Source organism: Methylobacterium variabile, assembly GCF_001043975.1.
Taxonomy (GTDB): Bacteria; Pseudomonadota; Alphaproteobacteria; order Rhizobiales; family Beijerinckiaceae; genus Methylobacterium; species Methylobacterium variabile.
In genome coordinates, this window is sequence record NZ_LABY01000056.1 from 1 (window position 1) to 25,155 (window position 25,155).

Here is a 25,155-nt window from a genome sequence, read left to right on the forward strand (position 1 = left end):
CGGCACCCAGCTCACGGGGCCTCCCGCCGTGGTCACGGCGCGAGGTGCGGGAAAGGCACCGGGATAGGCGTGCCCGGACCGCCGCGCGAAACACCCCCCCCCGGGACGGGAGGGAGGGCCGGGCGCCCCCCCCCCCCCCCCCCTGGAGGGCGCGGCGGCGGACCCCCCCCCGGCCGCGGCCCCCCCCCCCCGCCCCGAAGAAGCCCGCCGGGGCGGCCGCCAAGCCCGCCACAAAGCCCGCGGCCAGGCCTGTAACCAAGCCGTCCGCCGAGGCGGCGGGGCTCTCCGCGCCGCTGCCCGCGGAGGCTCCGGCCGAGCCGCCCGCCCGGCCGGCGGCCGCGAAGTCCCGGGCTCCGGCCCGGGGCAGGGCGGCCGCGGCGCCGTCCGACGCGCTGGCCTCCGCGGCGATGGCCGCCCGCCCGCCCCGGCGCCCGCGCCAGCAGGATTGAGGCGCGGCGGGCCGGAGGGCCCGCGGCGCGGTGCCCGGACGGGGAGGCCGTACCCCGCGGGAGACTGAGCATCGGAGGAGCGCCGGATGGCCAAGGGATCGGATCTGCTGGTGGCCGCCCTCGAGAACGAGGGGGTCGACCGAATCTTCGGCATCCCGGGCGAGGAGAACCTCGACGTCGTCGAGTCCCTGCGCACCTCGAAGATCGAGCTGGTGCTGACCCGCCACGAGCAGGCCGCCGCCTTCATGGCGGCGACCCACGGCCGGCTCACCGGCCGGCCCGGCGTCTGCATCTCGACGCTCGGGCCCGGCGCCCTCAACTTCACCACCGGCGCGGCCTACGCCCATCTCGGCGCGATGCCGATGCTGATGCTCACCGGCCAGAAGCCGATCATGAGCGCCCGCCAGGCGCGGTTCCAGATCGTCGACGTGATCGCGGCGATGCGGCCGCTCACCAAGATGACGCGCCAGATCGTCTCCGCCGCCTCGATCCCGACCATCGTGCGCGACGCCTTCCGGGTCGCCACCGAGGAGCGCCCCGGGCCGGTCCACCTCGAGCTGCCGGAGGACGTCGCCGCCGAGGAGGCCGACGTCGCCCTGGTGCCGTCGCACCCGATCGACCGGCCGGTGGCGAGCCCCGCGGCGATCGAGCGGGCCGCCGCGCTGATCCTCCAGGCCCGGCGCCCGCTGATCATGATCGGCGCCGCCGGCAACCGGCCGCGCCTCGTCGAGCCGCTGTCGGACTTCGTGCGCCGCACCCGCATCCCGTTCTTCAACACCCAGATGGGCAAGGGCGCGGTCACCGGCGGCTCGAACCTCTACGTCGGCACCGCGGCACTCTCCGAGCGCGACTACGTCCACGAGGCGATCGACAGCGCCGACCTGATCATCTCGATCGGTCACGACACCGTCGAGAAGCCGCCCTTCCTGATGGGGCGGGTCGCCGGCGGTCCCCGCGTGATCCATGTCGGCTACGTCTCGGCCAGCGTCGAGCAGGTCTTCCACCCGGACGCCGAGGTGGTGGGCGACATCGGCGCCACCGTGACGGCTCTGGCCGACCGGCTCGGCGGCCGGCTCGACCCGGAGCCGGCCCTGCTGGAGATGCGCCAGCGCATCCTCGCCCGCGTCAACGACCGAGCCGACGAGGACCGCTTCCCGGTGACGCCGCAGCGCCTGGTGCACGACGTGCGGGCGGTGATGCCGGAGGACGGAATCGTCTGCCTCGACAACGGCATGTACAAGATCTGGTTCGCCCGCAACTACCGCACCCACGTCGCCAACACCCTGCTCCTCGACAACGCGCTCGCCACCATGGGGGCGGGGCTGCCCTCGGCGATGATGGCCAAGCTCGTCCACCCGGGAGCCCGGGTGATGGCGGTCTGCGGCGATGGCGGCTTCATGATGAACAGTCAGGAGCTCGAGACCGCGGTGCGGCTCGGGCTCGACCTCGTGGTGCTGGTGCTCGACGACCAGGCCTACGGCATGATCCGCTGGAAGCAGGCGGTCGACCGCTTCCCGGATTACGGCATGACCTTCGGCAACCCGGACTTCGTGGCCTACGCCGAATCCTACGGCGCCAGGGGCCACCGGGTGACCTCGGCCGAGGCCCTGGCCCCGACGCTCGAGGCGGCCTTCGCGGCGGGTGGGGTCCACCTCGTGGCGGTCCCGGTCGACTATTCCGAGAACACCCGGGTGCTGGTGGACGAGCTCGGCGGCCACCCGCCGCAGGTGGAGCCCGGCTAGCGCGGTGCCGGAGGTCCCCGCCCGCACGCCGGAGCCGCGTCCGAAGGCGGGACGGGGCCGGCGCGTGGCCGGGGCGCTTCTCCTCCTCGCCGGGGCTGCCGGGCTCGCCGCGGCCGCGCCCGCCCTGCTGCCGGCGGCCGGGCAGGCTTGGCGCCTGCGCGAGGCCGCCGACGACCCGGCCTCCCTCGCCGCCCTGCGCCTGCCCGCGGTGGCCGATGCCGACCGGATTGGACGCGGCCTCGACGCGGCCGTCGCGGCGGGCGACGACGACCTGGCGCGGAGCTTCCTGGCGCTCGCGGAGGAGCGCGGCGTGCCGGTCTCCCCCGAGCGGCGGGCGCAGGTCGCGGCCCTGGCCGAGAACGCGCCGCGCCGGGCGCTGGCGGACGCCGCGAACGGCTTCGTCAGCGGGGAGGGGGCCGGGGCGGCGGGCCTGGCAGGCGCCGTGGCGAGCGACCTCGTCGGCTACGGCGACCTGCGCGACCTCTGGCGCGAGGGCGGGCGGCTCGCCCGCGGCGAGGCCTACGACCCGCTGCTCCTCGGCCTCGCCACCGCCGGGCTGGCGCTCACTGGCGCCACGATCGTCTCGCTCGGCACCAGCGTGCCGGTCCATGCCGGCACGACGACCCTGAAGCTCGCCGTCCGCACCGGACGGCTGTCCCGGCCGCTGGCGGCGCGGCTCGGCCGCAGCGCCGGCGCGGCCGTCGACCGGGAGGCCCTGGCGCTGGCCACCGCGGCGGCCGGCCGGCTCGACCTCGCGGCCCTGCGCCAGGGCGCGAAGGGGGTGCTGCGGCCCGGCGCCCTGCGGGAGATCCGCGTGGTCGGCGAGGAATCCGCCCGGATCCAGGCGCGGCTCGGCGCCCGCGGCACCCTGCAGGCGCTCTCGGTGGCGGAGAGCGCCGACGACCTGCGCCGCGTCGCCCGCCTGTCCGAGGGGATGGGCGGGCGCACCCGCGCCGTCCTCGCCCTGCTCGGCCGCGGCGCCCTTGTGCTCGGCTCGGGCCTGCTCGCGGTGCTCCAGGGGCTCTGGCTCGGGCTCGCCTGGTTCCTGGCCGCCTGCCTGTTCTGCCGCCGCGCCGGCACCGCCCTCGGCCGCCTGATCTGGCGCCGGCCGAGAAGGGCCCGGTCGCCCCGGCCCGCGCACGTCTCCGCCTGACCCGACCACCGGGCGACCACGCATCCTGCCCGCATTCCGCGGAGGCGCCGCGGCGCCTCCGACCCATCGACGCCCGCCTGTTCGACGAGGCCGAGGACGTTCCGTTGCACCGTGCGGCGCTCGACTTCATGGATCGTCCGCACTCGTCTTCGGTCGATTTCGGGAGGATGGGGCGTGGATGGGCGCGCGCGACCCTCTGCTTGCATCGCCGGTCGGATGATCGCCGGCGTCCGACGACTTGCTTCCGGAGCCCGCGATCCCTCCCCCGAAAGGATGATACCAATTCCAGCCGCAGCCGTGCGGCCAATGCCGGATGCAAGCATCCGTGCCGGACTCCATCAATCTTGATTGACATTGATTGCGCGACGCAGCGGCATGAAACAGTCTTGTGCCGGAGAGATTTTGGCACTTAAATGGATCCGAGCGGGCCGCGGCCGGCCGCTCGCGAGGATGGGCCGGGGGGCGACAATGCACGCGTGCTCGAAGGGCGAACCCGCACGGACGCACGGTGGGGGCCAGCCCAGCCGCAAGACTGGGGCGGTCGCGCCGTGACCGCCTGGCAGCCGGCGGCAGCGGCCGCCCTCGACGCCCTGGCCCTCGCGGTCCTGGTGGTCGACCGGCAGGGGCACATCCTCCACGCCAACCGGGAGGCGGCGGAGCTCCTCGAGCGCCCGGAGGGGGCGCTCTCGAGCCAGCCCTCGGGCGGCGGCTGCCTGTGTGCCCGGTCCGCCGAGGGCCGGTCGCGGCTCCACGCCCTGATCCAGGCCGCGTGCGACGGCAGGTCCGGGGAGGCCGGCGGCTTCCTGCACCTCGAAGGGCGCGGCGCGGAGGAGCCGGGCGTCTCGGTCTGCGTCTCCCCGCTGGACACGGCCGAGGCGCCGGGCCGGGCCGTGGTGGTGGCGCGCCTCCTGCGGGCGCAGGGACGGATCGAGGTCCAGCTGCGGACCCTGTTCGGTCTCACCCGGGCCGAGGCGCAGGTCGGGGCGGCCCTCGCCCGGGGCAGTGCCCTGGCCGAGATCGCGGGGGAGCTCGGCATCAGCGTCACCACGGCGCGCACCCACGTCGCGCGCATCTTCCTGAAGACCGGGACCCGGCAGCAGAGCCAGCTCGTCGCCCTGGTGGCGGCGTTTCAGCTGCCGGTCGCGTGTGCGGCCGCCGAGGCCGCCCCCGTCCCGGCCCGGGTCGCGCGGTGCGGCTCCGCCTGAGCTTCGGCGCCCTCAGCGACCGCGCCCTGCGCCGCCGGCCGTGCCCGGCCGGCCGAATCGCGCGCTCAGGCCCTGAGGTCGAGCCGGTAGGCGTAGGCGTCGCCGCGAAACAGGCCCTCGACATACTCGATCATGCGATCGTCCCGGGCGTAGGAGCGGCGCTTGATCAGCAGGCAGGGGAGGGGCTGGGTGAAGCCGAACACCGCGCACTCCGCCTCGTCCGGGGTCGCGGCCTCGATGGTCTGATGGCAGCGCACCAGGGCCGCCCCGTGAGCTACCAGGAAGGCGTAGACCGAGCCGCTGAGGTCGCCCTCCGCCAGGGCCGGCACGGCCGCGAGGTCGTACCACGCCACCTCCCGCGACAGCGGCATCCCGTCGCCGCAGCGGATCCGCACCAGCTTCAGGAACGGCGCGGTCGAGGGCAGGCCGAACAGCGAGGCGATCGAGCGGTCCTGGACCACCCGCCGCTCGACGATCTGCGTCGAGGGCACCCGGCCGAGCTCGCGCATCTCCTCGGTGAAGCCCTTGAGCCGGTCCATGCCCGGGCTGAGCCGGGTGCGCCCGGCCTCGACGATGAAGCCGTGCCGGCCGTGGGCGCTGAGATAGTGCTGCCGGCGCAGGGAATCGTAGCAGCGCTGCACCGTGGTGCGGCTGACGCCGAGCGACTCCGCGAAGGGCCGCTCGGCCGGCAGGGTGGTGCCTCCCGCCACCGTGCCGTCCTCGATCAGCGCGCGCAGTTGCTCCTCGAGCTGTTGATAGAGTGGCCTCGCGGTATCGTGCCGCAGGCGCACGAGGCTGCTAAGGGAGGGGTGGCCCGGGCCGGCGGCCCCGGGCGGGTGCTCGGGCATCGGCGCCTCAGCCGATCCGTGAACCGCGCACCGGCGCGGCGGCAGCGACGGGACGGAGATGCGGCATGAGCGTCAGCATGGCGGCCAATTCGGCTCTCTTCGTCCTCGGCAGTTTCGTGGCGGCCTGTTCTGCCATGGTTGCGCGCTTGCCGCGAGCCGGAGAGTCCCTGCAGGCACAGGCTTTCCTGGTCGAGCCGGGCGGCAAGGGCCTCAACCTGGCGGTCGGCGCCCGGCGCCTCGGCGCCGCGGTGGACGGCCTCATGGCAGTCGGGGACGATGCCCTGGCGGGGCTCGCCGAGCCGGCCCTGCGGCGGGCGGACCTCCCGGTGGGGATGCTGCGCCGGTTCCCGGGACCGACGGGGGCGGGCATCGGCTTCACCGACGCCGCCGGGGAGAACTGCCTCGCGGTGTTCCCGGGGGCGAATGCCCGGCTCGGGGCGGCGGAGGTGCGGGAGGCGGCGGAGCGGATTTCCAGCGCCGCCCTCGTTCTGGCGCAGTTCGAGGTCGGCGACGCCGCGGTGGCGGAGACCTTCCGGATCGCCCGGCGGGCGGGCGTGCGCACCCTGCTCAATCCGTCGCCGTTCCGGATGCCGCCGCCGGAGATCCTGGGCGAGACCGCGATCCTCGTCGTCAACGCCGTCGAGGCCGCATCCTTCGGCGCCGCCCTCGGCCTGCCCGTTCCGGAGGCGGGCGCCGGGCCGGTGGGCTGGGACGGCCTCGCGGAGGGCCTGCTCGCCCTCGGGCCGGAGCTCGTCGTGATCACCCTCGGAGCCGAGGGGGCGGTGGCCCGGCCGGCGAACGGTCCGATCCTGGTGCAGCCGGCCTTCCCGGTCCCGGCGGTCGACAGCCTCGGCGCCGGCGACGCCTTCGCGGCCGGCCTCGCGGTCGGCCTCGCCGAAGGGCGCCCCCTCGGCGAGAGCCTGCGCCGAGCCGCGGCCTGCGGCGCCTGCGTGGTCCGCCGCAAGGGCGTGTTCGACGCCCTGCCGGACCGCACCGCCCTCGCGGCGATGCTCGCCGGGGCGGCGTGAGGCCACCCTAGCCGAACAGGCCGGCGAGCAGGCTGCCGAACATCGCGACCGCCGCGAGGGTCGCGATGAACCGGATGTCGTCGAGTCGTTCCCTGATCATCGCCGAGCCTCCTCCGTCGCGTGACGGGGCGACGTGTACGGCCTGAGGCGGCGCCGTGCAGTGCGTCTGCGCACGGCGTTTGCGGGCATGGTGAAGATTGTGGAACCGGAAGTTCCGCCGCGCCGGCGGATGCGGGCCAAATCCCTGCGGATGCGCGCGAAACGCGGGCGATTCCTGCGGATGCCCGGGCGGCTTGGCCGTTGACAGATCGCTCCGCACCTAAGAAAAAGGCCACACGCGAGGTGTGGCCCAAGTCTAGGGAGGAAACGCCCAAAGAGGGCAGCAGCGCCGCGACGCCATCGCTGCGCTGCACGTCAATAGCTAAGCCCTGTCGGCTCCGCTGGCAAGGGCCCGCTGGCGTTTCGTGGCATTCGCGACGCAGGTGATGCGGGAATGCAACGGCCGAGGCGTCGGAACCGGGATCCCGCCTTCCCGCGTTTCGTCCCGGCCAGCAGAGGGACGCCGCGATGATGCCTGCCGAACCTGCCACCCGGCGCATCCCGGTTCGCGGCCAGACCCTCAACATCGCCGAGGCCGGTCCCGGGGACGGGCCGCTTACCGTGCTGCTGCACGGCTTTCCCGAGACCTGGTGGGGGTGGCGGCACCAGATCGGCCCCCTCGCGGCGGCCGGTCTGCGGGTGGTCGCCCCGGACCAGCGCGGCTACGGCCTCTCGAGCCGGCCGGACGGGATCGAGGCCTACCACCTCGACCGCCTCGCCGAGGACGTGATCGGGCTCGCCGACGCCCTCGGGTGCGAGCGCCTGCGCCTCGTCGGGCACGACTGGGGCGGCCTCGTCGCCTGGTGGGCGGCCTCCCGCTTTCCCGACCGGATCGAGCGCGCGGCGATCCTCAACGCGCCGCACCCGGACGTCTTCGGCGCCTATGCCCGCCGGCATCCGAGCCAGGCCCTGCGCAGCTTCTATGTCGGGTTCTTCCAGCTGCCGGGCCTGCCGGAGGCGCTGCTGCGCGCCGGCGACTGCGCCGCCCTGCGCCGCGCCCTGACCGCGTCGAGCCGGTCCGGCGCCTTCTCGGCCCACGACCTCGACCTCTACGCCGCAGCCTGGCGCCGCCCCGGGGCGATCACCGCGATGCTGAACTGGTACCGTGCGCTCCGCCTGCCCCGGGAGCCGGCGCCCGAGCCGATCCGGCCGCCGGTCCTGGTGCTCTGGGGCGAGCGCGACACGGCGCTCGAGCGCGGCCTCGCCGCCGAGAGCCTGCGGCTCTGCGCGCAGGGCGCGGTGCGGTACTTCCCGCAAGCCACCCACTGGCTCCAGCACGAGGAGCCGGAGGCGGTCAACGCGGCCCTGATCGGCTTCCTGGCCGCGGCTGCGCCCGGTTCCGGTTAGGCCGCCTCGCCGAACAGCAGCCGGCGCGTCGCCGCCGCGACGTCCTCCTGCCGCATCAGGCTCTCCCCGACGAGGAGCGTGCGGATGCCGGCCTTCGCCAGGGTCTGGGCATCGGCGTGGCCGCCGATCCCGCTCTCGCCGACCAGGATCCGGTCCGGCGGCACCAGCGGGCTCAGGCGCACGGCGTTGTCGAGGGAGACCTTGAACGTGCGCAGGTCGCGGTTGTTGACGCCGATGAGCCGGGTGCCGAGGGGGAGGGCCCGCTCCAGCTCCGCCTCGTCGTGCACCTCGACCAGCACGTCCATGCCGAGGTCATGGGCGGTCTCGACGAGGGCCGCCGCCTCGTCGTCGTCGAGGCTCGCCATGATGACCAGGATGCAGTCGGCTCCCCAGGCCCGGGCCTCCACCACCTGGTAGGGCTCGAACAGGAAGTCCTTGCGCAGCACCGGCAGGTCGCAGGCGGCCCGGGCGGCCATGAGGTACTCGGGCTTCCCCTTGAACGAGGGCTCGTCGGTCAGGACCGACAGGCAGGTGGCGCCGCCCTCCGCGTAGGCGCGGGCGAGCGCCGGCGGGTCGAAATCCTCCCGGATCAGGCCGCGGGAGGGGGAGGCCTTCTTGATCTCGGCGATCAGCGCGAAGCGGTCCTGCGCGAGATGCGCCGCGACCGCGTCGGCGAAGCCTCGCGGCGGATCCGCCTGGGCGGCCCGCTTCTCCAGTTCCGCGAGCGGCACGCGCAGCTTCGCCGCCGCGATCTCGCGGCGCTTGTAGGCCTCGATATGGGCGAGCACGTCGGCCGGGCGCGGCCGGGCCTCGTCCTCAGGGGGCGACGTCGTTTCGGTGTCGGACAAGGCCGTGTCCTCCCCTAGGGAGCGTATCGGGCGTCGGTCGGGTTGCGGAGCGCCGTCGGGCGCCGCGGTCACGCGTTGGAGACGGTCGTCAGGCGCTCCAGGACGGCCCTGGCGGCGCCGGTGTCGATCGCCTGGGCGGCGCGCGCGACGCCGTCCTGCAGGCTGTCAACGCGCCCGGCCACCATCAGAGCCGCCGCGGCGTTCAGCACGCCGATGTCGCGGTAGGGCGTGCGGGCGCCGTTGAGCACCTCCCGCAGGGCACCGGCATTGTGCGCCGGGTCGCCGCCGCGCAGCTCCTCCGGCTGGCTGAGGCGCAGGCCGAGCTCCTGCGGGTCGATGGTGAAGCGGCGGATCGCCCCGTCCTCCAGGGCGACCACCGCGGTCGGGCCCGTGGTGGTGATCTCGTCGAGCCCGTCCGAGCCGTGCACGGTCCAGACCCGGCGGCTCCCGAGCTCGGACAGCACCCGGGTCATCGGCTCGGCCAGCGACGGGGCGTAGACGCCGAGCAGCTGCCCCGAGACGCCCGCCGGGTTGCAGAGCGGGCCGAGCACGTTGAACAGCGTCCGGGTGCCGATCTCGACCCGCACCGGCGCGACGTGGCGCATCGAGGCGTGGTGCGACTGGGCGAACATGAAGCACAGCCCCGCCTCGGACAGGCAGCGGCCGAGGTGCTCCGGCGTCAGGCCGATCCCGACCCCGAGGGCGGAGAGCACGTCGGCGGCGCCGGAGCGGGAGGAGGCGGCGCGGTTGCCGTGCTTGGCCACCGGCACCCCGCAGGCGGCGGTGACGATCGCGGCCAGCGTCGAGACGTTGTAGCTGCCCGAGTGGTCGCCGCCGGTGCCGACGATGTCGATCGCGCCCTCCGGCGCCGCGACGCGGGTCATGCGCTCGCGCAAAGCCCCCGCCGCTCCGGCGATCTCGTCCACCGCCTCGCCGCGCACCCGCAGCGCCATCAGGAAGGCGCCGGCCTGCGCGTGCGTCACCTCGCCCGAGAGCAGGTGGTCGAAGGCGCGGCGCGCCTCCTCGCGCGTCAGCGCGGCGCCCGTGGCGACCTTCGCCAGGTAGGGCTTGAACGAGTCCATGACGAATACGAGCCTGATCTCAGCGCGGGCGACGAACCGCGCCCGTCAATGCACACCTCGGCCGCGCTTGTCACCCCGGGCCGTCGCATTCCAGGCCGACGCGAGGTCGAGGAAATTGCGCACCATCGTCTCGCCGTGCTGCGACAGGATGCTCTCGGGGTGGAATTGCACCCCGTGCACCGGCCGCTCGGCGTGCTCGAGGGCCATGATCAGCCCGTCGGCCTCCGCAGTGACGACGAGGTCCGGCGGGCAGGTCGCGCGGTCGACGATCAGAGAGTGGTAGCGGGTCGCTGCGAACGGCCCGTTGATGCCGCGAAACAGCCCGGCGGCCCGGTGCTGCACGTTCGAGACCTTGCCGTGCATCGGCGCCGGTGCCCGCACGACGTCGCCGCCGAAGGCCTGCCCGATCGTCTGCAGCCCGAGGCAGACGCCGAGCATCGGGATCTCGCTGCTCAACTCCCGCACCACGTCGAGGCACACGCCCGCCTCGCTCGGGGTGCACGGCCCCGGCGACAGCACCAGGGCGTCCGGCGCCCGCTGGCGGATCTCCTCGACGGTGATCGCGTCGTTGCGCACGACCTCGATCGCGCCGGCGAGCGGCCCGATGAGGTGGACGAGGTTCCAGGTGAAGGAATCGTAGTTGTCGATGACCAGGATGTCGGACATGGATGCGCGCCTCTGGGGGGCGGTGTGGGGCCTGCGCCCGCGCGCGGTCAAGTGGACGGATCGGCACTGCGGGCGTTCCGGTCCGGCCGGCGCGCCGTCGCGGGCATCCATCCCGTGTGGGCCGGCATCCTGCGACCCTGGACGACCGGCGTCCCGAAAAAGAAGCCCGCCGGCCCCTTTCGGGACAGGCGGGCGGAGGTGAAGCTCGTCTGGAGGGTCGAGTGTCCTGCTATTCCCGCTCGCCGGTGAGGTTCAGCAGCAGCTGGAACAGGTTGATGAAGTTCAGGTAGAGCGACAGGGCGCCGAACACCGCGAGCTTCGAGTTCGCCTCCTCGCCCCAGTTCTCGGCGTACTGCTCCTTGATCGACTGCGTGTCGTAGGCGGTCAGGCCGGTGAAGATCACGACGCCGATGAGCGAGATCGCGAACTGAAGGGCGCTCGAGCCCAGGAAGATGTTGACCAGGCTGGCGATGACGAGGCCGATCAGGCCCATCATCAGGAACGAGCCCATCCGCGAGAGGTCGCGCTTGGTGGTGTAGCCGTAGAGGCTGGTCGCCCCGAACATCGCCGCCGTGATGAAGAAGGTCCGGGCGATGCTGGTGCCGGTGAAGACCAGGAAGATCGAGGCCAGCGACAGCCCCATCACCCCGCAGAAGGTCCAGAACAGGGTGTGGGCGGTGGCGGCCGAGATCCGGTCGGCCCGGAAGGACAGCACCATGATGAAGGCGAGGGGCGCCAGCATCACGACGTACTTGAGCGGCGTGCCGAACAGCGGCTTGTACAGGGCCGGGGTCGAGGAGACGCCGAGCGCGACGAGGCCGGTCAGGGCCAGTCCCAGGCCCATCGTGTTGTAGACCCGCAGCATGTGCCGCCGCAGGCCCTCGTCGAAGACCGCACCGGCGGGGGCCGCGTGGGTCTGCCAGGCGAAGGGAGTGTTCATCGGGGAGGTCGCTCCGGGATGGCGTCGGGTGGGGGAGACGTCAGGGCCGCAGGGCCGCCAGGGTGGCGGCGGCGCGGCCGAGCTCGGGCTCGCTGCCCGAGCCGCTGAGGGCGTAGGCGCCGTGCCCGGCCTTCCAGTAGACCGTCACGGCCTCCGGCGAGCGGACGACCGCGGGGGCCCGCGCCTCCGCGTCCGGCGTGCGGGTGGCGAAGAGCGCGACCTTGCCGAGGCTGCCGGCGTCGATGGCGACCTCGACGCCCGCGCCGCTGCGCGAGGGGAAGATCTGCATGTCGTCGACGCGCCAGTCCGCCGGCAGGTCGGGCAGGGCGATGCCGGTCGCGGCCTCGACCTCGCGGCGGTCGTAGGCGGGGGTCGGGCGCTGCGAGGCGACCCGGGCCCGCACCAGGGCCGCCTGGCGGGCCTGGAGCGCGTCCTCGACGAAGGCCGGCGAGTGGGTCGAGGCGATGGTGCCGGGCACCCCGAAATCGCCGGTCTCGGCGTGGAGCAGCCAGCCGGCCCCGACCAGCATGGCGATCACGGCGGCGCGCTGGAAGCGCGCGCCGATGCGCCGCCAGGTCAGCGTCCGGTCGAGGCGGCGGGCCGCCGCGGCCAGGCGCTCGGGCGTCGGGCCGGGCCGGGCCGGGCCGCCCTGCACCGGCATGAAGGCCGCGCACAAGGCGTCGCGGGTGCGCAGGTCGGCCATCACGCGGGCCGCGACCTCCGGCCGCTCGGCCAGGTGCCCCTCGACCTCGATCCGCCGAGCCAGGTCGAGCTGCCCATCGATGTAGGCGTTCAGATCCGCCTCGGTGATCGGGTCCATCGTGGCCTCCGGGGAATTCTGGTCCGCGCCGCTCATCACGACGCCTTCGCGGGCGCGCCGCCCTCGACCACGCGCAGGCGCGGGCCCGGCCGGGTCGGCGTCTCCTCCGGGGCCGGCAGGCGGGGCGCGCCGCCGCTCTCGATGTTGCGCAGCGCCGCCCGGGCGCGCCCGAGGCGCGACATCAGCGTGCCGATCGGGATGCCGAGCACGTCGGCGGCCTCCTGGTAGGCCAGCCCCTCGATCGTCACGAGGTGCAGGGCCTCGCGCTGCTCCGCCGGGAGGCGGTGGAACGCCTCGCGCACCTGGGCCAGGCGGACGTGCCCTTCCTGCGCCGGGGGCGTGGCCTCGTCGACCATCTGCCCGAGGGCGTCGGCGTAGCGCGCCTCCACCTTGCGGCGGCGCTGGTCGTCGATGAAGGCGTTGTGCAGCACCGTCATCAGCCAGGTGCGCAGGTTGGTCCCGGGCCGCAAGGTGCCCTGCCGCTCGAGCGCGCGCACGAGGGTGTCGTGCACGAGGTCGTCGGCCTGCGCGCTGTCGCGCGTCAGGGACCGGGCGTAGCGCCGGAGCGGCACCAGGAGGTCGAGGACATCGGGGCGCTTGCGAAGCATCATGACTTGTAAACGTCCGGCGGCCCCTCCCTAATCCCGGCCTTCGTCCGCCTCGCGCTGGGTGAGGTCACATCCGCGTGATCGCCCTCACTGCCCGTCCGCCAGGGTGCCGCGCTGGCGCGGGTCGGCGGCGCCGGCCAGGCCCCCGGGGACGACCAGGATCGAGTTGGCCGAGCCCGAGGCCGAGCCCACGACCACCCGGTGGCCGCGGGCGCGCAGGAGCGCCAGGGTGTCGGGCGAGAGGCCGGTCTCGACCAGGAGCGCGTCCGGCCGCCACTGGTGGTGAATCCGCGGCGCCGCCACCGCCTCGGCGAGGTTGAGCCGGAAGTCGATCAGGCCGGTGATGACCTGCAGCACCGTCGAGATGATCCGGCTGCCGCCGGGGCTGCCGGTGACGAGGGCGAGCCGGCCGTCCCGGAACAGGAAGGTCGGGGTCATCGAGGAGAGGGGCCGTGCGCCCGGCGCCACCGCGTTGGCCTCGCTGCCGACGAGGCCGTAGGCGTTCTGCGCCCCGGGCTTGGCGGAGAAATCGTCCATCTCGTTGTTGAGCAGGACCCCGGTGCCCTCGGCGACGAGGCCGAGCCCGTACGAGAAGTTCAGCGTGTAGGTGTTCGAGACCGCGTTGCCGTCCCGGTCGACCACCGAGAAGTGGGTGGTCTGGTCGGATTCGAAGGGGAGGGGGTCGCCGGCCTTGACCGCGTCGGCCGGCCGGGCCCGCTCCGGGTCGATGAGCGCCCGCAGGCGTGCGGCGTAGGGCTTGGCGGTCAGCCCCGCCACCGGCACCGTGATCCGGTCGGGATCGCCCAGGAAGGTGGCGCGGTCGGCATAGGCCTGCTTCATCGCCTCGGCCATGAGGTGGATCGCGGCGGCGCTGCCGGCGCCGCTCGCCCCGAGGTCGAAGCCCTCCAGGATGTTGAGAATCTCGATCAGGTGGACGCCGCCGGAGCTCGGCGGCGGCATCGCCACCACGTCGTAGCCGCGATAGGTGCCCCGCACCGGCCGGCGCAGCACGGTCCTGTAGTCGGCGAGGTCGCCTTCCGTCATCACGCCGCCGGCCGCCCGCACGGCGCCGGCGAGCCGGGCCGCGACGGGTCCGCGATAGAAGGCGTCGGGCCCGCCGGCCTGGATCGCCCGCAGGGTCGCGGCGAGGTCGGCCTGCACCAGCCGCTCGCCCCAGCCGAACGGCCTGTCGCCATTGAAGAACACCGCCCGGCTCGACGGCCAGGCGCCGAGGCGGCCGGCGGCCCGGGGCAGGGAATCGGCGAGGTCGTCGTCGACCACGATGCCCTCGCGGGAGAGCCGCTCCGCCGGGGCGACCAGCTCGGCGAGGCTGAACCTGCCGGAGCCGTAGCGCTCGAGCGCCTCGGCGAGGCCCCGCACGGTGCCGGGCACGCCGACCGCCTTGCCGGTCGCGGTCGAGGCCCTCGGGTCGGGCGTGCCGTCGGGGCCGAGGAACATGGTCGTCGTTGCCGCCGCCGGCGCGGTCTCCCGGTAGTCGAGGGCGACCGTCTCGTTGCGGGCGGCGAGGTGCACCATCATGAAGCCGCCGCCGCCGAGATTGCCCGCCCGCGGCAGGGTCACGGCGAGCGCGAAGCCGACCGCCACCGCGGCGTCCACGGCATTGCCGCCTCGTTTGAGCACGTCGACGCCGATCCGGGTCGCCTTGGCCTCCTGCGAGGCGACCATGCCGTGCGGCGCGAAGACCGGCAGCAGGCGGGCATCCTCGGACTGTATCGCGCTCGTGCCCGGCATGCCGGGGGGCGCACCCTGCGCCAGGGCGGGGCCGGCGGCGAGGAGGGCCGAGAGGAGGGTCGCGAGGAGGAGCGGTCGGCGCGGCATCGTTCGTCCGTGTCCTGCCGGTCGGGGAGGGGCCGTCAGGCCGGCGCCCTGGGCTGGCGCTTCGGGTGGGCCTTCGCGAAGGCGTCCTGGGACAGGCAATCCTCGGCGATGCGCCGCACGGTCGGGTAGGGGGCGGTGTCGACCCCGAAGATCGCGGTCATGGCGGAGCGCCCGTTGCCGATCATCCGCATGGCTCGACGGTCCCTCCCGATCCCCGCGGGGGAAGATGGCGCGGCCGTTGAAACGACAAGGGGCCCGCGCGGGGCCCCTTGCTCTCTCTCGCCGCGGCGGGACCGCCGCCTCAGTGCGACAGGATCCGCGACAGGAAGGTCTGGGCGCGCTCGCTGCGGGGGGAGCCGAAGAACTCCTCCTTCTGCGCGTCCTCGACGATCTCGCCCTTGTCCATGAAGATGACGCGGTTCGCGACCTTGCGGGCGAAGCCCATCTCGTGGGTCACCACCATCATGGTCATGCCCTCGCGGGCGAGCTCGACCATCACGTCCAGCACCTCGCCGACCATCTCGGGGTCGAGGGCCGAGGTCGGCTCGTCGAACAGCATCACGATCGGGTTCATGGCGAGCGCCCGGGCGATGGCGACGCGCTGCTGCTGGCCGCCGGAGAGCTGGCCCGGGAACTTGTGGGCATGGGCCTTGAGCCCGACCCGCTCCAGCAGCGCCAGGCCCTTGGCTTCGGCTTCAGCCTTGCCCCGACCGAGCACCTTGCGCTGGGCGAGGCTCAGGTTGTCGGTGATCGACAGGTGCGGAAACAGCTCGAAATGCTGGAACACCATGCCGACCCGCGAGCGGAGCTTGGGCAGGTTGGTCTTCTTGTCGGCGATCTTCGTGCCGTCGACGGTGATCTGGCCCTTCTGGAACGGCTCGAGGGCATTGACGCACTTGATGAGCGTCGACTTGCCGGAGCCGGAGGGGCCGCAGACCACCACCACCTCGCCCTTGGTGACGGAGGTGGTGCAGTTCGTCAGAACCTGGAAGTCGCCGTACCACTTCGAGACGTTGTCGATGGCGATCATCGGCCCGGTGGTGGCCGCCACGGGCGGGCACTCGGTGAGCAGGGTGCCGACGGGGCCGGTGCCCGGCGCCGCATCGACCGCGGCCTGCGGCTCCGGAACGGGGCTGACGGGCGGCATCGCGGAGGAGGTCATGGCGTGAACCCTATCGGATGATGGCGACCCGGCGCTGCAGGCGGCGCACCAGGAGCGAGGCGATGAAGCAGACGGCGAAGTAGACCACGGCCGCGAACAGGTACATCTCGACCAGGCGGCCGTCGCGCTGTGCGACCTTGGAGGCGGCGCCGAGGAAGTCGGTGATCGACAGCACGTAGACCAGCGAGGTGTCCTGGAACAGCACGATGGTCTGGGTCAGCAGCACCGGCAGCATGTTGCGGAAGGCCTGGGGCAGGATGACGTTGCCCATCGACTGCCAGTAGGTGAGGCCGAGCGCCGAGGCCGCCGCCGACTGACCCTTCGGGATCGACTGGATGCCCGCCCGCATGATCTCTGAGAAGTACGCCGCCTCGAACAGCGTGAAGGTGATGAGCGAGGACGAGAAGGCGCCGACCTGGATCGGCCGCTCGGCCCCGATGATCCACTGCCCGATATACGGCACCAGGAAGTAGAACCAGAAGATCACCAGCACCAGCGGCAGCGAGCGCATGAAGTTGACGTAGGCCTTGGCGACCTGCGGCAGCACCGGCAGGCCGGAGAGCCGCATCATGGCGATCAGCGTGCCGAGCACCACGCCGCCCACCGCGGCGAGCGCGGTCAGCGTCAGGGTGAAGGCCATCCCGTCGAAGAACAGGTAGCGCCAGGAATTCAGGATGACGCTGAAATCGAAGTTCGAGAACATCGCGAGCCCGTTTCCGATAATCTTGCCCGAAGCTCTAGAGGATCAACGGCCCGGCACCGCGACGCGGCGCTCGATCAGCCCGGCTACGGTCACCACGATCAGGTTGATGATGATGTAGATCACGGTCGCGGCCGTAAAGGCCTCGAAGACCTGGAACGAGAATTCCTGCATCGCGCGGGCTCGGGCGGTGAGCTCCAGCAGGCCGATGGTGAGGGCCACCGACGTGTTCTTCAGGTTGTTGAGGAACTCGGAGGTCAGCGGCGGCAGGATGATGCGGTAGGCGTTGGGCAGGAGCACGTAGCGGTAGGTCTGGGCCGTGGTGAGCCCCAGCGCCGTGCCGGCCATGCGCTGGCCCCGCGGCAGGGCCTGGATGCCGGCCCGCACCTGCTCGGCGACGCGCGAGGCGGTGAAGAAGCCGAGGCACACCACGGCGGTGTAGAACGGCGCGTTCGGCAGCTGCTTGAGCCAGGTGCCCCAGGCTTCCGGTAGCACCTCGGGCAGCACGAAGTACCAGAGGAACATCTGCACGAGGAGCGGGATGTTGCGGAACAGCTCGACGTAGGCGTTGCCGACCGCCTGGGCGCCCCGGCTCGGCAGGGTGCGCAGCACGCCGATCACCGAGCCGATCGCGAACGCGATGACCCAGGCGCAGAGCGCGGTGACGATGGTCCACATCAGGCCCGACAGCAGCATGTCGGCGTAGGTGCCGGTCCCCTCGGGCGATGCCTCGAAGAAGATGCCCCAGTTCCAGTTGTAGTTCATGCCCTGTCTTCCGGGTGCGCCTGATGTCGGAGGGTATACGGTTTTTCGGCCCGGGCGAGACGGGGCACGGTCGAAGGCACAGGGAAAAGTGCCGAGGAAGGACGCCGGTGGCGCTGCCCTTGGGGTAAGGGCAGCGCCGGGCCGTCAACTCAGTAGGCGGCCGGGTCCGGGCTGTCGCTCGGCTTGGTGAAGGCCTGCTGGAGCGCCTCGCTCATCGGCAGGTTCAGGTTGATGTCCCGCGGCGGGATCGGCTTCATGAACCACTTGTCGTAGGCGGTCTTGCTCTCGGGGCTCTTGTAGAAGGCGGCCGTTGCCGCATCGACGACCTTCTTGAACGGGGCGTCGTCCTTGCGCAGCATGATGCCGTAGGGCTCGGGCTTCGACAGGGCATCGGTCGAGATCACGTAGGCGGTCGGCTCCTTGGAGCTCGCGGCGAGCGAGGCCAGCAGCACGTCGTCCATCACGAAGGCGGCGGCGCGGCCGGTCTCGACCATCAGGAACGCCTCGGCGTGGTCCTTGGCCGGCAGGATCGTGATGCCGAGCTTCTTGTCGGCGTTGTACTCGTTGATCTGCTTGATGTTCGTGGTGCCCGAGGTCGACACGACGGTCTTGCCCTTCAGGTCCTCGAATTTCGTCAGGCCGCTCGACTTCTTGGTGACGAAGCGGTTGGCGGTCAGGAAGTGGGTGTTGGTGAAGGCGACCTGCTTCTGGCGGTCGACGTTGTTGGTGGTCGAGCCGCACTCGAGATCGACGGTGCCGTTGGCGATCAGCGGGATGCGGGTCGCCGAGGTCACCGGGTTGAGCCTCACCTCGAGCTTGTCGAGCTTGAGGTCGGCCTTCACCGCGTCGACGATCTTGTAGCAGATGTCCATCGCGAAGCCGACCGGCTTCTGGTTGTTGTCGAGGTAGGAGAATGGCACCGACGAGTCGCGGTAGCCCAGCGTGATCTGCCCGGTCTCCTTGATCTTCTTCAGCGTCCCGGTCAGGTCCTGGGCCGAGGCGGTCCCGGCGGTGGCCGCCAGGCCGGCGAGCAGGACGGGAAGCAGGCTTCTCAAACGCATTCGTGCTCTCCTTTTGGGCACGGACCTAGTCCGCCACCATGATCATCACGTCAAGGGTTAGGCTGCGGATGGCGGAGGGACCCGGGCGGGCCATTGTGCTGAGGTGGCGATGCGACACCGGCGGTCGTGCCCGCGTCGCTCTCAGCAAGGGATGGGCCAACAGGGCCGGCTGCCCGTCCGGGCAGCCCCCTGTATACGACCTGTTGCACCCTAGATCCGCCCGCGCGAAGGTGCCCCCGCCGGGGAGCCGGGCCCTCGCGGCTCGACTCTTGCCCGGCGCCGTGACGACCCCGCGATGACGGACCGACGAGACCGATGCAGATCGCCACGCCCTACCTGATGTTCCTCGGCGACGTGCCCGACCGGCTCGCCGCCAAGACCGCCTACGGCATCGTCGACTGGCGGCCCGAATGGTGCGTCGGGCAGCTGCGCCTGCCCGGATGCGCCGCCGATCTCGGCATCCCCGACCTGACGATCGCGGAAGGCGTTGGGAAAGGCGCCCGCACGCTGATCGTCGGCGTGGTCAATGCCGGCGGCGTGCTGCCGGCGCACTGGATCGCCACCATCGTGCAGGCGATCGAGGCCGGGCTCGACGTGGCGAGCGGCCTGCACACCCGCCTCGGCTCGGTGCCGGAGATCGCCGAGGCCGCCGCCCGCCACGGGCGCCAGCTCCACGACGTGCGCCACTCCGAGCAGCGCTTCGACACCGGCAAGGGCACGAGGCGCCCGGGGCTGCGGCTCCTCACCGTCGGCACCGACTGCTCGGTGGGCAAGAAGTACACCGTGCTGGCGCTGGAGAAGGGCATGCGTGCCCGCGGCCTCGACGCCGATTTCCGCGCCACCGGCCAGACCGGGGTGTTCATCTCCGGCCGCGGCGTCGCCATCGACGCGGTGGTGGCCGACTTCATCTCCGGCGCGGTCGAGTGGATCGCGCCGGCCGCCGACCCGCGCCACTGGGACCTGATCGAGGGCCAGGGCTCGCTCTTCCACCCGAGCTTCGCCGGCGTCAGCCTCGGCCTGCTGCACGGGGCGCAAGCCGACGCCTTCGTGGTCTGCCACGAGCCGACCCGCACGACGATGCGGGGCGTGAAGCACCCGCTGCCGAGCATCCGCGAGGTGATCGACCTCACGGTGCAGCTCGGCCGCCTGACCAACCCGGACATCCGGCCGACCGGCATCGCGGTGAACACCCAGGCCCTGAAGGAGGCGGAGGCCCGCGCGCTCCTCGAGCGCCTCGCCGCCGAGCACGGCCTGCCGGCGACCGATCCGGTCCGGTTCGGGGTCGACGGGCTGGTCGACCGCCTCGTCGCGGAGTTCCCGGCGGAGTTCCCGGCGTGATCCGGCTCGCCACCGCCGTCGAGCGCTGGCCGATCGCCGGGCGCTTCACCATTTCGCGCGGCAGCCGGACGGAAGCCGTGGTGGTGGTGGCCGAGGTCACGGACGGCACCGTCACGGGCCGCGGCGAGTGCGTGCCCTACGCCCGCTACGGCGAGACCGTGGAGGGCGTGCGCGACCTGATCGCCGCGCAAGGGGACGCCCTCGCCGCCGGCCTCACCCGCACGGATCTCGCCGCGCGCCTTCCGGCGGGCGCCGCCCGCAACGCCCTCGACTGCGCCCTGTGGGACCTCGAGGCCAAGCGCGCCGGAATCCCGGCCCACGCGCTGGCCGGGATCCCGGCGCCGAAGCCGGTCGTGACCTGCTACACGCTGAGCCTCGGCAGCCCGGAGGAGATGGGGGCGGCGGCCCGGGCGGCGGCCGCGCGCCCGCTCCTGAAGGTGAAGCTCGGCGGGGCCGGCGACCCGGAGCGCATCGCGGCGGTGCGCCGGGGGGCACCGGATTCCCGCCTGGTGGTCGACGCCAACGAGGCCTGGTCGGCGGAGACGATCGAGGCGAACCTCGCGGCCTGCGCGCGGGCCGGGGTGCAGCTCATCGAGCAGCCGCTGCCGGCGGACGACGACGCGGCGCTCGCCCGGATCGACCGGTCGATCCCGATCTGCGCCGACGAGAGCCTGCACGACCGCGCCGGCCTCGACGGCCTGCGCGACCGCTACGACGCCATCAACATCAAGCTCGACAAGGCCGGCGGCCTCACCGAAGCCCTGCTGCTCGCCGAGGCGGCCCGGGCGCGGGGCCTGTCGATCATGGTCGGCTGCATGCTCGGCACCTCGCTCGCCATGGCGCCGGCAATGCTGCTCTCGGGCGTCGCCGCCTTCGTCGACCTCGACGGCCCGCTGCTGCTCGCCCGCGACCGCGAGCCGGGCCTGCGCTTCGACGGCAGCCTCGTCCACCCGCCGGAACCGGCGCTCTGGGGCTGAGCGACCGGTGTCCAGGGCCCGGCGCGCTTGCGCCGGGCGCCGAAACGATGCTCACTGCGCGCAAAGGGGACCGGCCACGTGTCCCGCATCCGGGGAGGGAACCGACACCATGATCCTGGTCAGCGTGATGTATCCGGGCGGCTCCGACGCGCAGCCCTTCGACCTCGACTACTACCTGAAGCACCACATGCCGCTGGTGCGCGAGCGCTGGTCCGCGATGGGCCTCGAGAAGGCCGAGGTGGTCAAGGCGACCGGCACGCCGGACGGCAGCCCGGCCCCGTTCCAGGTGATGGCGTACCTCACCTTCCGCTCCCTCGACGACTTCAAGAAGGCCGGCGCCGCCCACGGCAAGGAGATCTTCGGGGACATCCCGAACTTCTTCAAGGGACAGCCGGTGGTGCAGATCAACGAGCCGCAGAGCTTCTGACCGCCGGGCGATGATCGACATCGTCAAGATCCTGCGCGAGCAGCACCCGGACCTCGGCCCCTACGTGCTCGCCCTGCGCGAGCGCTCCGGCCTGGTCGAGGCCGGGGCGATCGACGCCCTGGTGCCGGAGGTGCGCGACTGGGCCGCCGCCGAGGCGCCGAGCGCGGCCTTCAGCCGGCGCAGCGTGACCTACGCGCCCTTCCCGGGGATGCCGGAGGAGACCCGCACCCTCGGCGTGGTCGCCTTCGCCAGCGCCGCGGACCTCGCCCGCTTCGCCACCCGCTGGACCTGACCGGCCGGCGTCACCGCCCTCGCACCGCGATGTCCCGCGGAACGGCCGAAGCGCCGCCCATCCGGGCGCTCAGCGTCAGCCCGAGGTCGATGCAGAGCACCAGCAGGATTCCGGCGAGGAGCGCGATGACCGCGGCCTGGCCGCGCGGCGTGAAGCCCACCGCGGCGGGCGCCGGCCGGTCCGCGGCCCGGGGCGGCGGGGCCCCGGGTTCCGGCGCCGGCGCGTCCTCCGCGATGTCCGGCGCCGCCTCCATGGTGCCGAACCGGGGGCGGTAGCCGCCGACCGGCACGCTCACGCGGACCTCCACCCCTTCGGCGTGCTGGGCGTAGACCTCCTCCAGGGCGCGCCGCAGGCGACCGGCCTCGACGCGCACGCTGGGGTCGAGGCTCGGGTCGAAGTCGGGTCCCCGGCCGAGGGCCTGGGTGGCGATGGTGTAGGCCTTGATGGTGGTGCCGCGCCCGGCCAGTTCCTCCTCCACCACGAAGCGGAGGAAGCGCGCGAGCTTCGGCGAGCGCACGAAGGGCGGCGTGCGCAGCAGGACCTCCAGGGTTTCGACCACGCGTTCGGCCGGAACCTCGTCCTCTGGTGTGAACATCAAGCTGCCTTCCCCGCGCGCCCGGAGGAGCGTCCCGGCCCGTCGCCGCGGCCGTGCCCTTCGTCAAATCCGTGCCGCCGAACCCCCTGCCATCGGACGCAGCGGACCCAATGGAACTCCGGGTGAGTATAGCGGTGAGATCGCAAGATGTTAGCCCTTTTCGGGCCGGGGATGGAACCGGCTTGGGGATAGGACTTGCGACGCAGGCGGCACGGTCCTGACGTGCCCCGCGCGCCCTCAGCCGACCCGCGGCGGGAACGGGACGGTGAAGAGCAGGCCATGCGCCTCGTCGCGCACTTCCACCCGCCAGGCGCGCCAGTCGATTCGCGTGGCCTCCGGGCCGTTCATCGCGTCCGCGATCAAGGCCTGAGCCTGGCGGTGGGCTTCCCCAAGGTCGCGGCACTCGAGGCCGGCCTCGTCCGGAACGCTCTGGGTCGAGTCCATGATGTCGAAGAAGAAGCGGGGCACTGCGGACCGGACTCGAAGCTTTGCATGGGTGGAAGACAAGCAACTCCACCGTCTCGCCCGTTGCCGATCAGAGGCCGCGTAGCAATTCCGATGATCGCCTGATGGGTGACGATCTATAAACGGAAAGGATGCGTCAAAGTTCCGCATCATGCAGGCCCGCCAGGCATAGGCCGTCCGGTCTAGGGTCTGACGTTTGCCACTTTGTCCTCGGTTTGTCAGTGCTTGCCCTCAGCGACTGTCCCGCTCCGGCGTCCCGCGCCACGGGGGCTGCCGGTCCTGCGCCGTCAGGGTGTCGCGGGATCCCGACCGGCCCGCCTCCGCCAGGATCGCCCGCAGCCCCGGTCCGAGGGCGCGTCCGGCCTCGGCGGCGGCCGCCTCGACCGCCCGGGCGCGCAGGTCGTCGGGCAGGGCGGCCAGGATCGGCGCGGCGGCCTTCGTGCCGACGATCTCGCCGATGCCGTGGCCGGCGTGCATCTGGCCACCCTGCGTTGGGCCGCTGGCCGCAGGGGCATGCGCGGGCCCCGGCGCCTCGCCGAGGCGCAACGGCGACAGATAGTAGATCGCGCCGATCACCAGCCCGGCCCGCAGCCAGAAGGCCATCCCGTTCTCCCGGTCCCCGACATCCGCGTCGCGGAGCACTCTGGGGCGGCAATCGTGAAGCGTCCCCGTCCGTCCCGGGCCGATCTGCCGACATGCCTAACGGCCGGCCTGACGGCCGGGGCCGGCCTGACGGCCGGGCGCCGCTGCCGTCCTCGCGCCCGAGCGGCCCCGGGGATGGCCGATCCTGTTCGCAACCCGCGGCGCACCCTTCAATTTTTCTGAGCATCCTGCTCAACCGATTTCGTCTGTTCGGCACCGGCGGCCTCGGCCTAGGATCGTCCCGACGCCATGCCGCCTCCTGCCGGCCCCACAACGACGATCGGGAACCATGCCGACCGACATCGAGATCGCCCGCGCGGCCACCCTGCAGCAGATCACCGCGATTGCGCAGCGGATCGGCATCCCCGAGGACGCCCTCCACCCCTACGGCCGCCACATCGCCAAGATCGACCACGCCCATATCCGCGGCCTCGAGGCGCGGCCGGAGGGCAAGCTGATCCTGGTGACGGCGATCAGCCCGACCCCGGCCGGAGAGGGCAAGACCACCACGACGGTGGGCCTCGGGGACGCGCTCAACCGCATCGGCCGCAAGACCGTGATCTGCCTGCGCGAGCCCTCCCTCGGCCCGTGCTTCGGCCAGAAGGGCGGGGCGGCGGGCGGCGGCCGGGCCCAGGTGGTGCCGATGGAGGCGATCAACCTCCACTTCACCGGCGATTTCCATGCCATCACCTCGGCCCACAGCCTCGCCGCGGCGCTGATCGACAACCACGTCTACTGGGGCAACCCGCTCGGCATCGACCTGCGGCGGGTGGCGTTCCGGCGGGTGGTCGACATGAACGACCGCGCGCTGCGCAGCATCACCCAGAGCCTCGGCGGCGTCGCCAACGGCTATCCGCGCGAGGACGGCTTCGACATCACCGTCGCCTCCGAGGTGATGGCGGTGTTCTGCCTTGCCCGCGACCTCGCCGACCTCGAGGCGCGCCTCGGCCGGATCGTGGTGGCGGAGAGCCGCGACAGGAAGCCGGTGACGCTCGCCGACCTCAAGGCCACCGGCGCCATGACGGTGCTGCTCAAGGACGCGCTCCAGCCCAACCTCGTACAGACCCTCGAGGGCAGCCCGGCGCTGATCCATGGCGGGCCCTTCGCCAACATCGCCCACGGCTGCAACTCGGTGATCGCCACCCGGGCGGGCCTCCGGCTCGGCGACTACGCGGTGACCGAGGCCGGCTTCGGCGCCGATCTCGGGGCGGAGAAGTTCTTCGACATCAAGTGCCGGCAGGCGGGCCTGAGCCCGTCCGCGGTGGTGATCGTCGCGACGGTGCGCGCCCTCAAGATGCATGGCGGCGTCGCGAAGGCGGATCTCGGCGCCGAGAACGTCGCGGCCCTCGAGCGGGGCTTCGCCAACCTCGCCCGCCACGTCGAGAACGTGCGCCGCTTCGGCGCCCCGGTCGTGGTGGCGGTCAACCACTTCCACGCCGACACCGAGGCCGAGCACGCGGCGCTCAAGGCCCTCTGCCGTGACCGCCTCGACGTCGAGGCGATCACCTGCCGGCACTGGGCCGAGGGCGGCGCCGGGGCCGAGGAGCTGGCCCACGCCGTCGCGGGCCTCGCCGATGCGGGCCCGGCCGGGCCCCCGCGCTTCGCCTACCCGGACGCGATGCCCCTCTCGGACAAGATCCGCACGGTCGCGCAGACCCTGTACGGCGCCGCCGACATCCAGGTGGAATCGAAGGCGGCGGGAAAGCTCGCGGCGTTCGAGCAGGCCGGGCACGGGACCTTGCCGGTCTGCATGGCCAAGACCCAGTACTCGTTCTCCACCGACCCGACCCTGATGGGCGCTCCCAGCGGCCACGTGGTCGCGGTGCGCGACGTGCGCCTCTCCGCCGGGGCCGGCTTCGTGGTGGCGATCTGCGGGGAGATCATGACCATGCCGGGCCTGCCGAAGGTGCCGGCGGCGGAGGGCATCCACCTCGACGCCGAGGGGCGGATCGAGGGCCTGTTCTGACGGCGGCGCCCCTCGGCCGGAGCCGAGGGACGGATCAAGGCCTGTTCTGACGGCACCGCCCCCTCGGCTTGAGCCGAGGGGGCGGGCCGTC

26 protein-coding genes are annotated in these 25,155 nt (G+C 72.9%); 10 read left to right on the top strand and 16 right to left on the bottom strand.

Annotated features, from left to right (window positions below):
• Nucleotides 1-535 precede the first annotated feature (535 nt).
• From VQ02_RS09545 to VQ02_RS09555, 3 genes are all read left to right on the top strand, one after another.
• Entirely contained in the window at nucleotides 536-2,191 is a 1,656-nt protein-coding gene (locus VQ02_RS09545) for an acetolactate synthase large subunit (RefSeq protein WP_048443950.1), read from the top strand.
• A 4-nt stretch (nucleotides 2,192-2,195) separates the two neighbouring features.
• Entirely contained in the window at nucleotides 2,196-3,344 is a 1,149-nt protein-coding gene (locus VQ02_RS09550; RefSeq protein WP_053080301.1) for a hypothetical protein, read from the top strand.
• Nucleotides 3,345-3,892: 548 nt separating this feature from the next.
• Entirely contained in the window at nucleotides 3,893-4,549 is a 657-nt protein-coding gene (locus VQ02_RS09555) for a helix-turn-helix transcriptional regulator (RefSeq protein ID WP_048443951.1), read from the top strand.
• 65 nt (nucleotides 4,550-4,614) lie between these two features.
• Here the strand turns inward: VQ02_RS09555 and VQ02_RS09560 are convergent, their stop codons facing one another.
• Nucleotides 4,615-5,397, bottom strand: a complete 783-nt coding sequence (locus tag VQ02_RS09560) for a GntR family transcriptional regulator (RefSeq protein WP_048443952.1) — start codon at nucleotides 5,395-5,397, stop codon at nucleotides 4,615-4,617.
• Nucleotides 5,398-5,462: 65 nt separating this feature from the next.
• Between VQ02_RS09560 and VQ02_RS09565 the strand changes: the two genes are divergently transcribed.
• On the top strand, nucleotides 5,463-6,425 hold the full coding sequence (locus tag VQ02_RS09565) for a ribokinase (protein ID WP_048443953.1): 963 nt from the start codon (nucleotides 5,463-5,465) through the stop codon (nucleotides 6,423-6,425).
• Nucleotides 6,426-6,995: 570 nt separating this feature from the next.
• Complete coding sequence (locus VQ02_RS09570; RefSeq protein WP_157080557.1) at nucleotides 6,996-7,871, top strand: alpha/beta fold hydrolase; 876 nt, start codon at nucleotides 6,996-6,998, stop codon at nucleotides 7,869-7,871.
• Here the strand turns inward: VQ02_RS09570 and trpC are convergent.
• The 12 genes from trpC to VQ02_RS09625 form a co-directional block, all read right to left on the bottom strand.
• A complete protein-coding gene (trpC, locus tag VQ02_RS09575; RefSeq protein WP_048443955.1) occupies nucleotides 7,868-8,719 on the bottom strand; it encodes an indole-3-glycerol phosphate synthase TrpC in 852 nt (283 codons plus the stop codon). The genes VQ02_RS09570 and trpC overlap by 4 nt on opposite strands.
• Nucleotides 8,720-8,787: 68 nt before the next feature.
• The gene (gene trpD / locus VQ02_RS09580; protein ID WP_048443956.1) at nucleotides 8,788-9,801 is read right to left on the bottom strand and encodes an anthranilate phosphoribosyltransferase; all 1,014 of its coding nucleotides are present in this window, start codon (nucleotides 9,799-9,801) and stop codon (nucleotides 8,788-8,790) included.
• A 45-nt stretch (nucleotides 9,802-9,846) separates the two neighbouring features.
• Nucleotides 9,847-10,467 (bottom strand): anthranilate synthase component II, encoded by a 621-nt coding sequence (locus VQ02_RS09585; RefSeq protein ID WP_048443957.1) that lies wholly within the window; start codon nucleotides 10,465-10,467, stop codon nucleotides 9,847-9,849.
• A gap of 229 nt (nucleotides 10,468-10,696) precedes the next feature.
• Entirely contained in the window at nucleotides 10,697-11,407 is a 711-nt protein-coding gene (locus VQ02_RS09590) for a Bax inhibitor-1/YccA family protein (RefSeq protein WP_048443958.1), read from the bottom strand.
• A 40-nt stretch (nucleotides 11,408-11,447) separates the two neighbouring features.
• Nucleotides 11,448-12,227 (bottom strand): anti-sigma factor family protein, encoded by a 780-nt coding sequence (locus VQ02_RS09595; protein ID WP_048443973.1) that lies wholly within the window; start codon nucleotides 12,225-12,227, stop codon nucleotides 11,448-11,450.
• 35 nt (nucleotides 12,228-12,262) lie between these two features.
• A complete protein-coding gene (locus VQ02_RS09600; RefSeq protein WP_209436991.1) occupies nucleotides 12,263-12,835 on the bottom strand; it encodes a sigma-70 family RNA polymerase sigma factor in 573 nt (190 codons plus the stop codon).
• Between the two features lie 87 nt (nucleotides 12,836-12,922).
• A complete protein-coding gene (gene ggt, locus VQ02_RS09605) occupies nucleotides 12,923-14,674 on the bottom strand; it encodes a gamma-glutamyltransferase (protein WP_048443960.1) in 1,752 nt (583 codons plus the stop codon).
• Nucleotides 14,675-14,709: 35 nt separating this feature from the next.
• Entirely contained in the window at nucleotides 14,710-14,865 is a 156-nt protein-coding gene (locus VQ02_RS35475; RefSeq protein WP_425339891.1) for a glutathione S-transferase family protein, read from the bottom strand.
• A 110-nt stretch (nucleotides 14,866-14,975) separates the two neighbouring features.
• Nucleotides 14,976-15,704, bottom strand: a complete 729-nt coding sequence (locus tag VQ02_RS09610) for an amino acid ABC transporter ATP-binding protein (RefSeq protein ID WP_048443974.1) — start codon at nucleotides 15,702-15,704, stop codon at nucleotides 14,976-14,978.
• A 142-nt stretch (nucleotides 15,705-15,846) separates the two neighbouring features.
• Entirely contained in the window at nucleotides 15,847-16,539 is a 693-nt protein-coding gene (locus tag VQ02_RS09615; RefSeq protein ID WP_048443961.1) for an amino acid ABC transporter permease, read from the bottom strand.
• Between the two features lie 42 nt (nucleotides 16,540-16,581).
• The gene (locus tag VQ02_RS09620) at nucleotides 16,582-17,301 is read right to left on the bottom strand and encodes an amino acid ABC transporter permease (protein WP_048443962.1); all 720 of its coding nucleotides are present in this window, start codon (nucleotides 17,299-17,301) and stop codon (nucleotides 16,582-16,584) included.
• Between the two features lie 149 nt (nucleotides 17,302-17,450).
• Nucleotides 17,451-18,362: an amino acid ABC transporter substrate-binding protein gene (locus VQ02_RS09625; protein WP_048443963.1), complete on the bottom strand. Its 912-nt coding sequence runs from the start codon at nucleotides 18,360-18,362 to the stop codon at nucleotides 17,451-17,453.
• Nucleotides 18,363-18,677: 315 nt separating this feature from the next.
• On the opposite strand from VQ02_RS09625, the gene dgcN reads away from it, so the two are divergent.
• The 4 genes from dgcN (at nucleotide 18,678) to VQ02_RS09645 (ending at nucleotide 21,396) form a co-directional block, all read left to right on the top strand.
• Entirely contained in the window at nucleotides 18,678-19,700 is a 1,023-nt protein-coding gene (dgcN, locus tag VQ02_RS09630) for an N-acetyltransferase DgcN (RefSeq protein WP_048443964.1), read from the top strand.
• Complete coding sequence (gene dgcA / locus VQ02_RS09635) at nucleotides 19,697-20,677, top strand: N-acetyl-D-Glu racemase DgcA (RefSeq protein ID WP_048443965.1); 981 nt, start codon at nucleotides 19,697-19,699, stop codon at nucleotides 20,675-20,677. Before dgcN ends, dgcA begins: the two co-directional genes overlap by 4 nt.
• 109 nt (nucleotides 20,678-20,786) lie before the next feature.
• Nucleotides 20,787-21,104 (top strand): EthD family reductase, encoded by a 318-nt coding sequence (locus tag VQ02_RS09640; protein WP_048443966.1) that lies wholly within the window; start codon nucleotides 20,787-20,789, stop codon nucleotides 21,102-21,104.
• A 10-nt stretch (nucleotides 21,105-21,114) separates the two neighbouring features.
• On the top strand, nucleotides 21,115-21,396 hold the full coding sequence (locus tag VQ02_RS09645; RefSeq protein ID WP_048443967.1) for a hypothetical protein: 282 nt from the start codon (nucleotides 21,115-21,117) through the stop codon (nucleotides 21,394-21,396).
• Between the two features lie 10 nt (nucleotides 21,397-21,406).
• Here the strand turns inward: VQ02_RS09645 and VQ02_RS09650 are convergent, their stop codons facing one another.
• The 3 genes from VQ02_RS09650 to VQ02_RS09660 all read right to left on the bottom strand — a co-directional run bounded on the left by VQ02_RS09650 (nucleotide 21,407) and on the right by VQ02_RS09660 (nucleotide 23,059).
• Complete coding sequence (locus VQ02_RS09650; RefSeq protein WP_048443968.1) at nucleotides 21,407-21,991, bottom strand: hypothetical protein; 585 nt, start codon at nucleotides 21,989-21,991, stop codon at nucleotides 21,407-21,409.
• A 237-nt stretch (nucleotides 21,992-22,228) separates the two neighbouring features.
• Nucleotides 22,229-22,459: a DUF6894 family protein gene (locus VQ02_RS09655; RefSeq protein WP_048443969.1), complete on the bottom strand. Its 231-nt coding sequence runs from the start codon at nucleotides 22,457-22,459 to the stop codon at nucleotides 22,229-22,231.
• Between the two features lie 228 nt (nucleotides 22,460-22,687).
• On the bottom strand, nucleotides 22,688-23,059 hold the full coding sequence (locus VQ02_RS09660) for a hypothetical protein (RefSeq protein WP_048443970.1): 372 nt from the start codon (nucleotides 23,057-23,059) through the stop codon (nucleotides 22,688-22,690).
• Between the two features lie 328 nt (nucleotides 23,060-23,387).
• On the opposite strand from VQ02_RS09660, the gene VQ02_RS09665 reads away from it, so the two are divergent.
• Complete coding sequence (locus VQ02_RS09665; protein WP_048443971.1) at nucleotides 23,388-25,064, top strand: formate--tetrahydrofolate ligase; 1,677 nt, start codon at nucleotides 23,388-23,390, stop codon at nucleotides 25,062-25,064.
• Nucleotides 25,065-25,155 lie beyond the last annotated feature (91 nt).

What these genes read in the sequence shown, in the direction of transcription:
- VQ02_RS09545 (WP_048443950.1), top strand. Translation starts at nt 536, where the DNA reads ATGGCCAAGGGATCGGATCTGCTGGTGGCCGCCCTCGAGAACGAGGGG.
- VQ02_RS09560 (WP_048443952.1), bottom strand. Translation starts at nt 5,397, where the DNA reads ATGCCCGAGCACCCGCCCGGGGCCGCCGGCCCGGGCCACCCCTCCCTT.
- VQ02_RS09565 (WP_048443953.1), top strand. Translation starts at nt 5,463, where the DNA reads ATGAGCGTCAGCATGGCGGCCAATTCGGCTCTCTTCGTCCTCGGCAGT.
- VQ02_RS09570 (WP_157080557.1), top strand. Translation starts at nt 6,996, where the DNA reads ATGCCTGCCGAACCTGCCACCCGGCGCATCCCGGTTCGCGGCCAGACC.
- trpD (WP_048443956.1), bottom strand. Translation starts at nt 9,801, where the DNA reads ATGGACTCGTTCAAGCCCTACCTGGCGAAGGTCGCCACGGGCGCCGCG.
- VQ02_RS09585 (WP_048443957.1), bottom strand. Translation starts at nt 10,467, where the DNA reads ATGTCCGACATCCTGGTCATCGACAACTACGATTCCTTCACCTGGAAC.
- VQ02_RS09590 (WP_048443958.1), bottom strand. Translation starts at nt 11,407, where the DNA reads ATGAACACTCCCTTCGCCTGGCAGACCCACGCGGCCCCCGCCGGTGCG.
- VQ02_RS09595 (WP_048443973.1), bottom strand. Translation starts at nt 12,227, where the DNA reads ATGGACCCGATCACCGAGGCGGATCTGAACGCCTACATCGATGGGCAG.
- VQ02_RS09600 (WP_209436991.1), bottom strand. Translation starts at nt 12,835, where the DNA reads ATGCTTCGCAAGCGCCCCGATGTCCTCGACCTCCTGGTGCCGCTCCGG.
- ggt (WP_048443960.1), bottom strand. Translation starts at nt 14,674, where the DNA reads ATGCCGCGCCGACCGCTCCTCCTCGCGACCCTCCTCTCGGCCCTCCTC.
- VQ02_RS35475 (WP_425339891.1), bottom strand. Translation starts at nt 14,865, where the DNA reads ATGCGGATGATCGGCAACGGGCGCTCCGCCATGACCGCGATCTTCGGG.
- VQ02_RS09610 (WP_048443974.1), bottom strand. Translation starts at nt 15,704, where the DNA reads ATGATCGCCATCGACAACGTCTCGAAGTGGTACGGCGACTTCCAGGTT.
- VQ02_RS09615 (WP_048443961.1), bottom strand. Translation starts at nt 16,539, where the DNA reads ATGTTCTCGAACTTCGATTTCAGCGTCATCCTGAATTCCTGGCGCTAC.
- VQ02_RS09620 (WP_048443962.1), bottom strand. Translation starts at nt 17,301, where the DNA reads ATGAACTACAACTGGAACTGGGGCATCTTCTTCGAGGCATCGCCCGAG.
- VQ02_RS09625 (WP_048443963.1), bottom strand. Translation starts at nt 18,362, where the DNA reads ATGCGTTTGAGAAGCCTGCTTCCCGTCCTGCTCGCCGGCCTGGCGGCC.
- dgcN (WP_048443964.1), top strand. Translation starts at nt 18,678, where the DNA reads ATGCAGATCGCCACGCCCTACCTGATGTTCCTCGGCGACGTGCCCGAC.
- VQ02_RS09640 (WP_048443966.1), top strand. Translation starts at nt 20,787, where the DNA reads ATGATCCTGGTCAGCGTGATGTATCCGGGCGGCTCCGACGCGCAGCCC.
- VQ02_RS09645 (WP_048443967.1), top strand. Translation starts at nt 21,115, where the DNA reads ATGATCGACATCGTCAAGATCCTGCGCGAGCAGCACCCGGACCTCGGC.
- VQ02_RS09650 (WP_048443968.1), bottom strand. Translation starts at nt 21,991, where the DNA reads ATGTTCACACCAGAGGACGAGGTTCCGGCCGAACGCGTGGTCGAAACC.
- VQ02_RS09660 (WP_048443970.1), bottom strand. Translation starts at nt 23,059, where the DNA reads ATGGCCTTCTGGCTGCGGGCCGGGCTGGTGATCGGCGCGATCTACTAT.
- VQ02_RS09665 (WP_048443971.1), top strand. Translation starts at nt 23,388, where the DNA reads ATGCCGACCGACATCGAGATCGCCCGCGCGGCCACCCTGCAGCAGATC.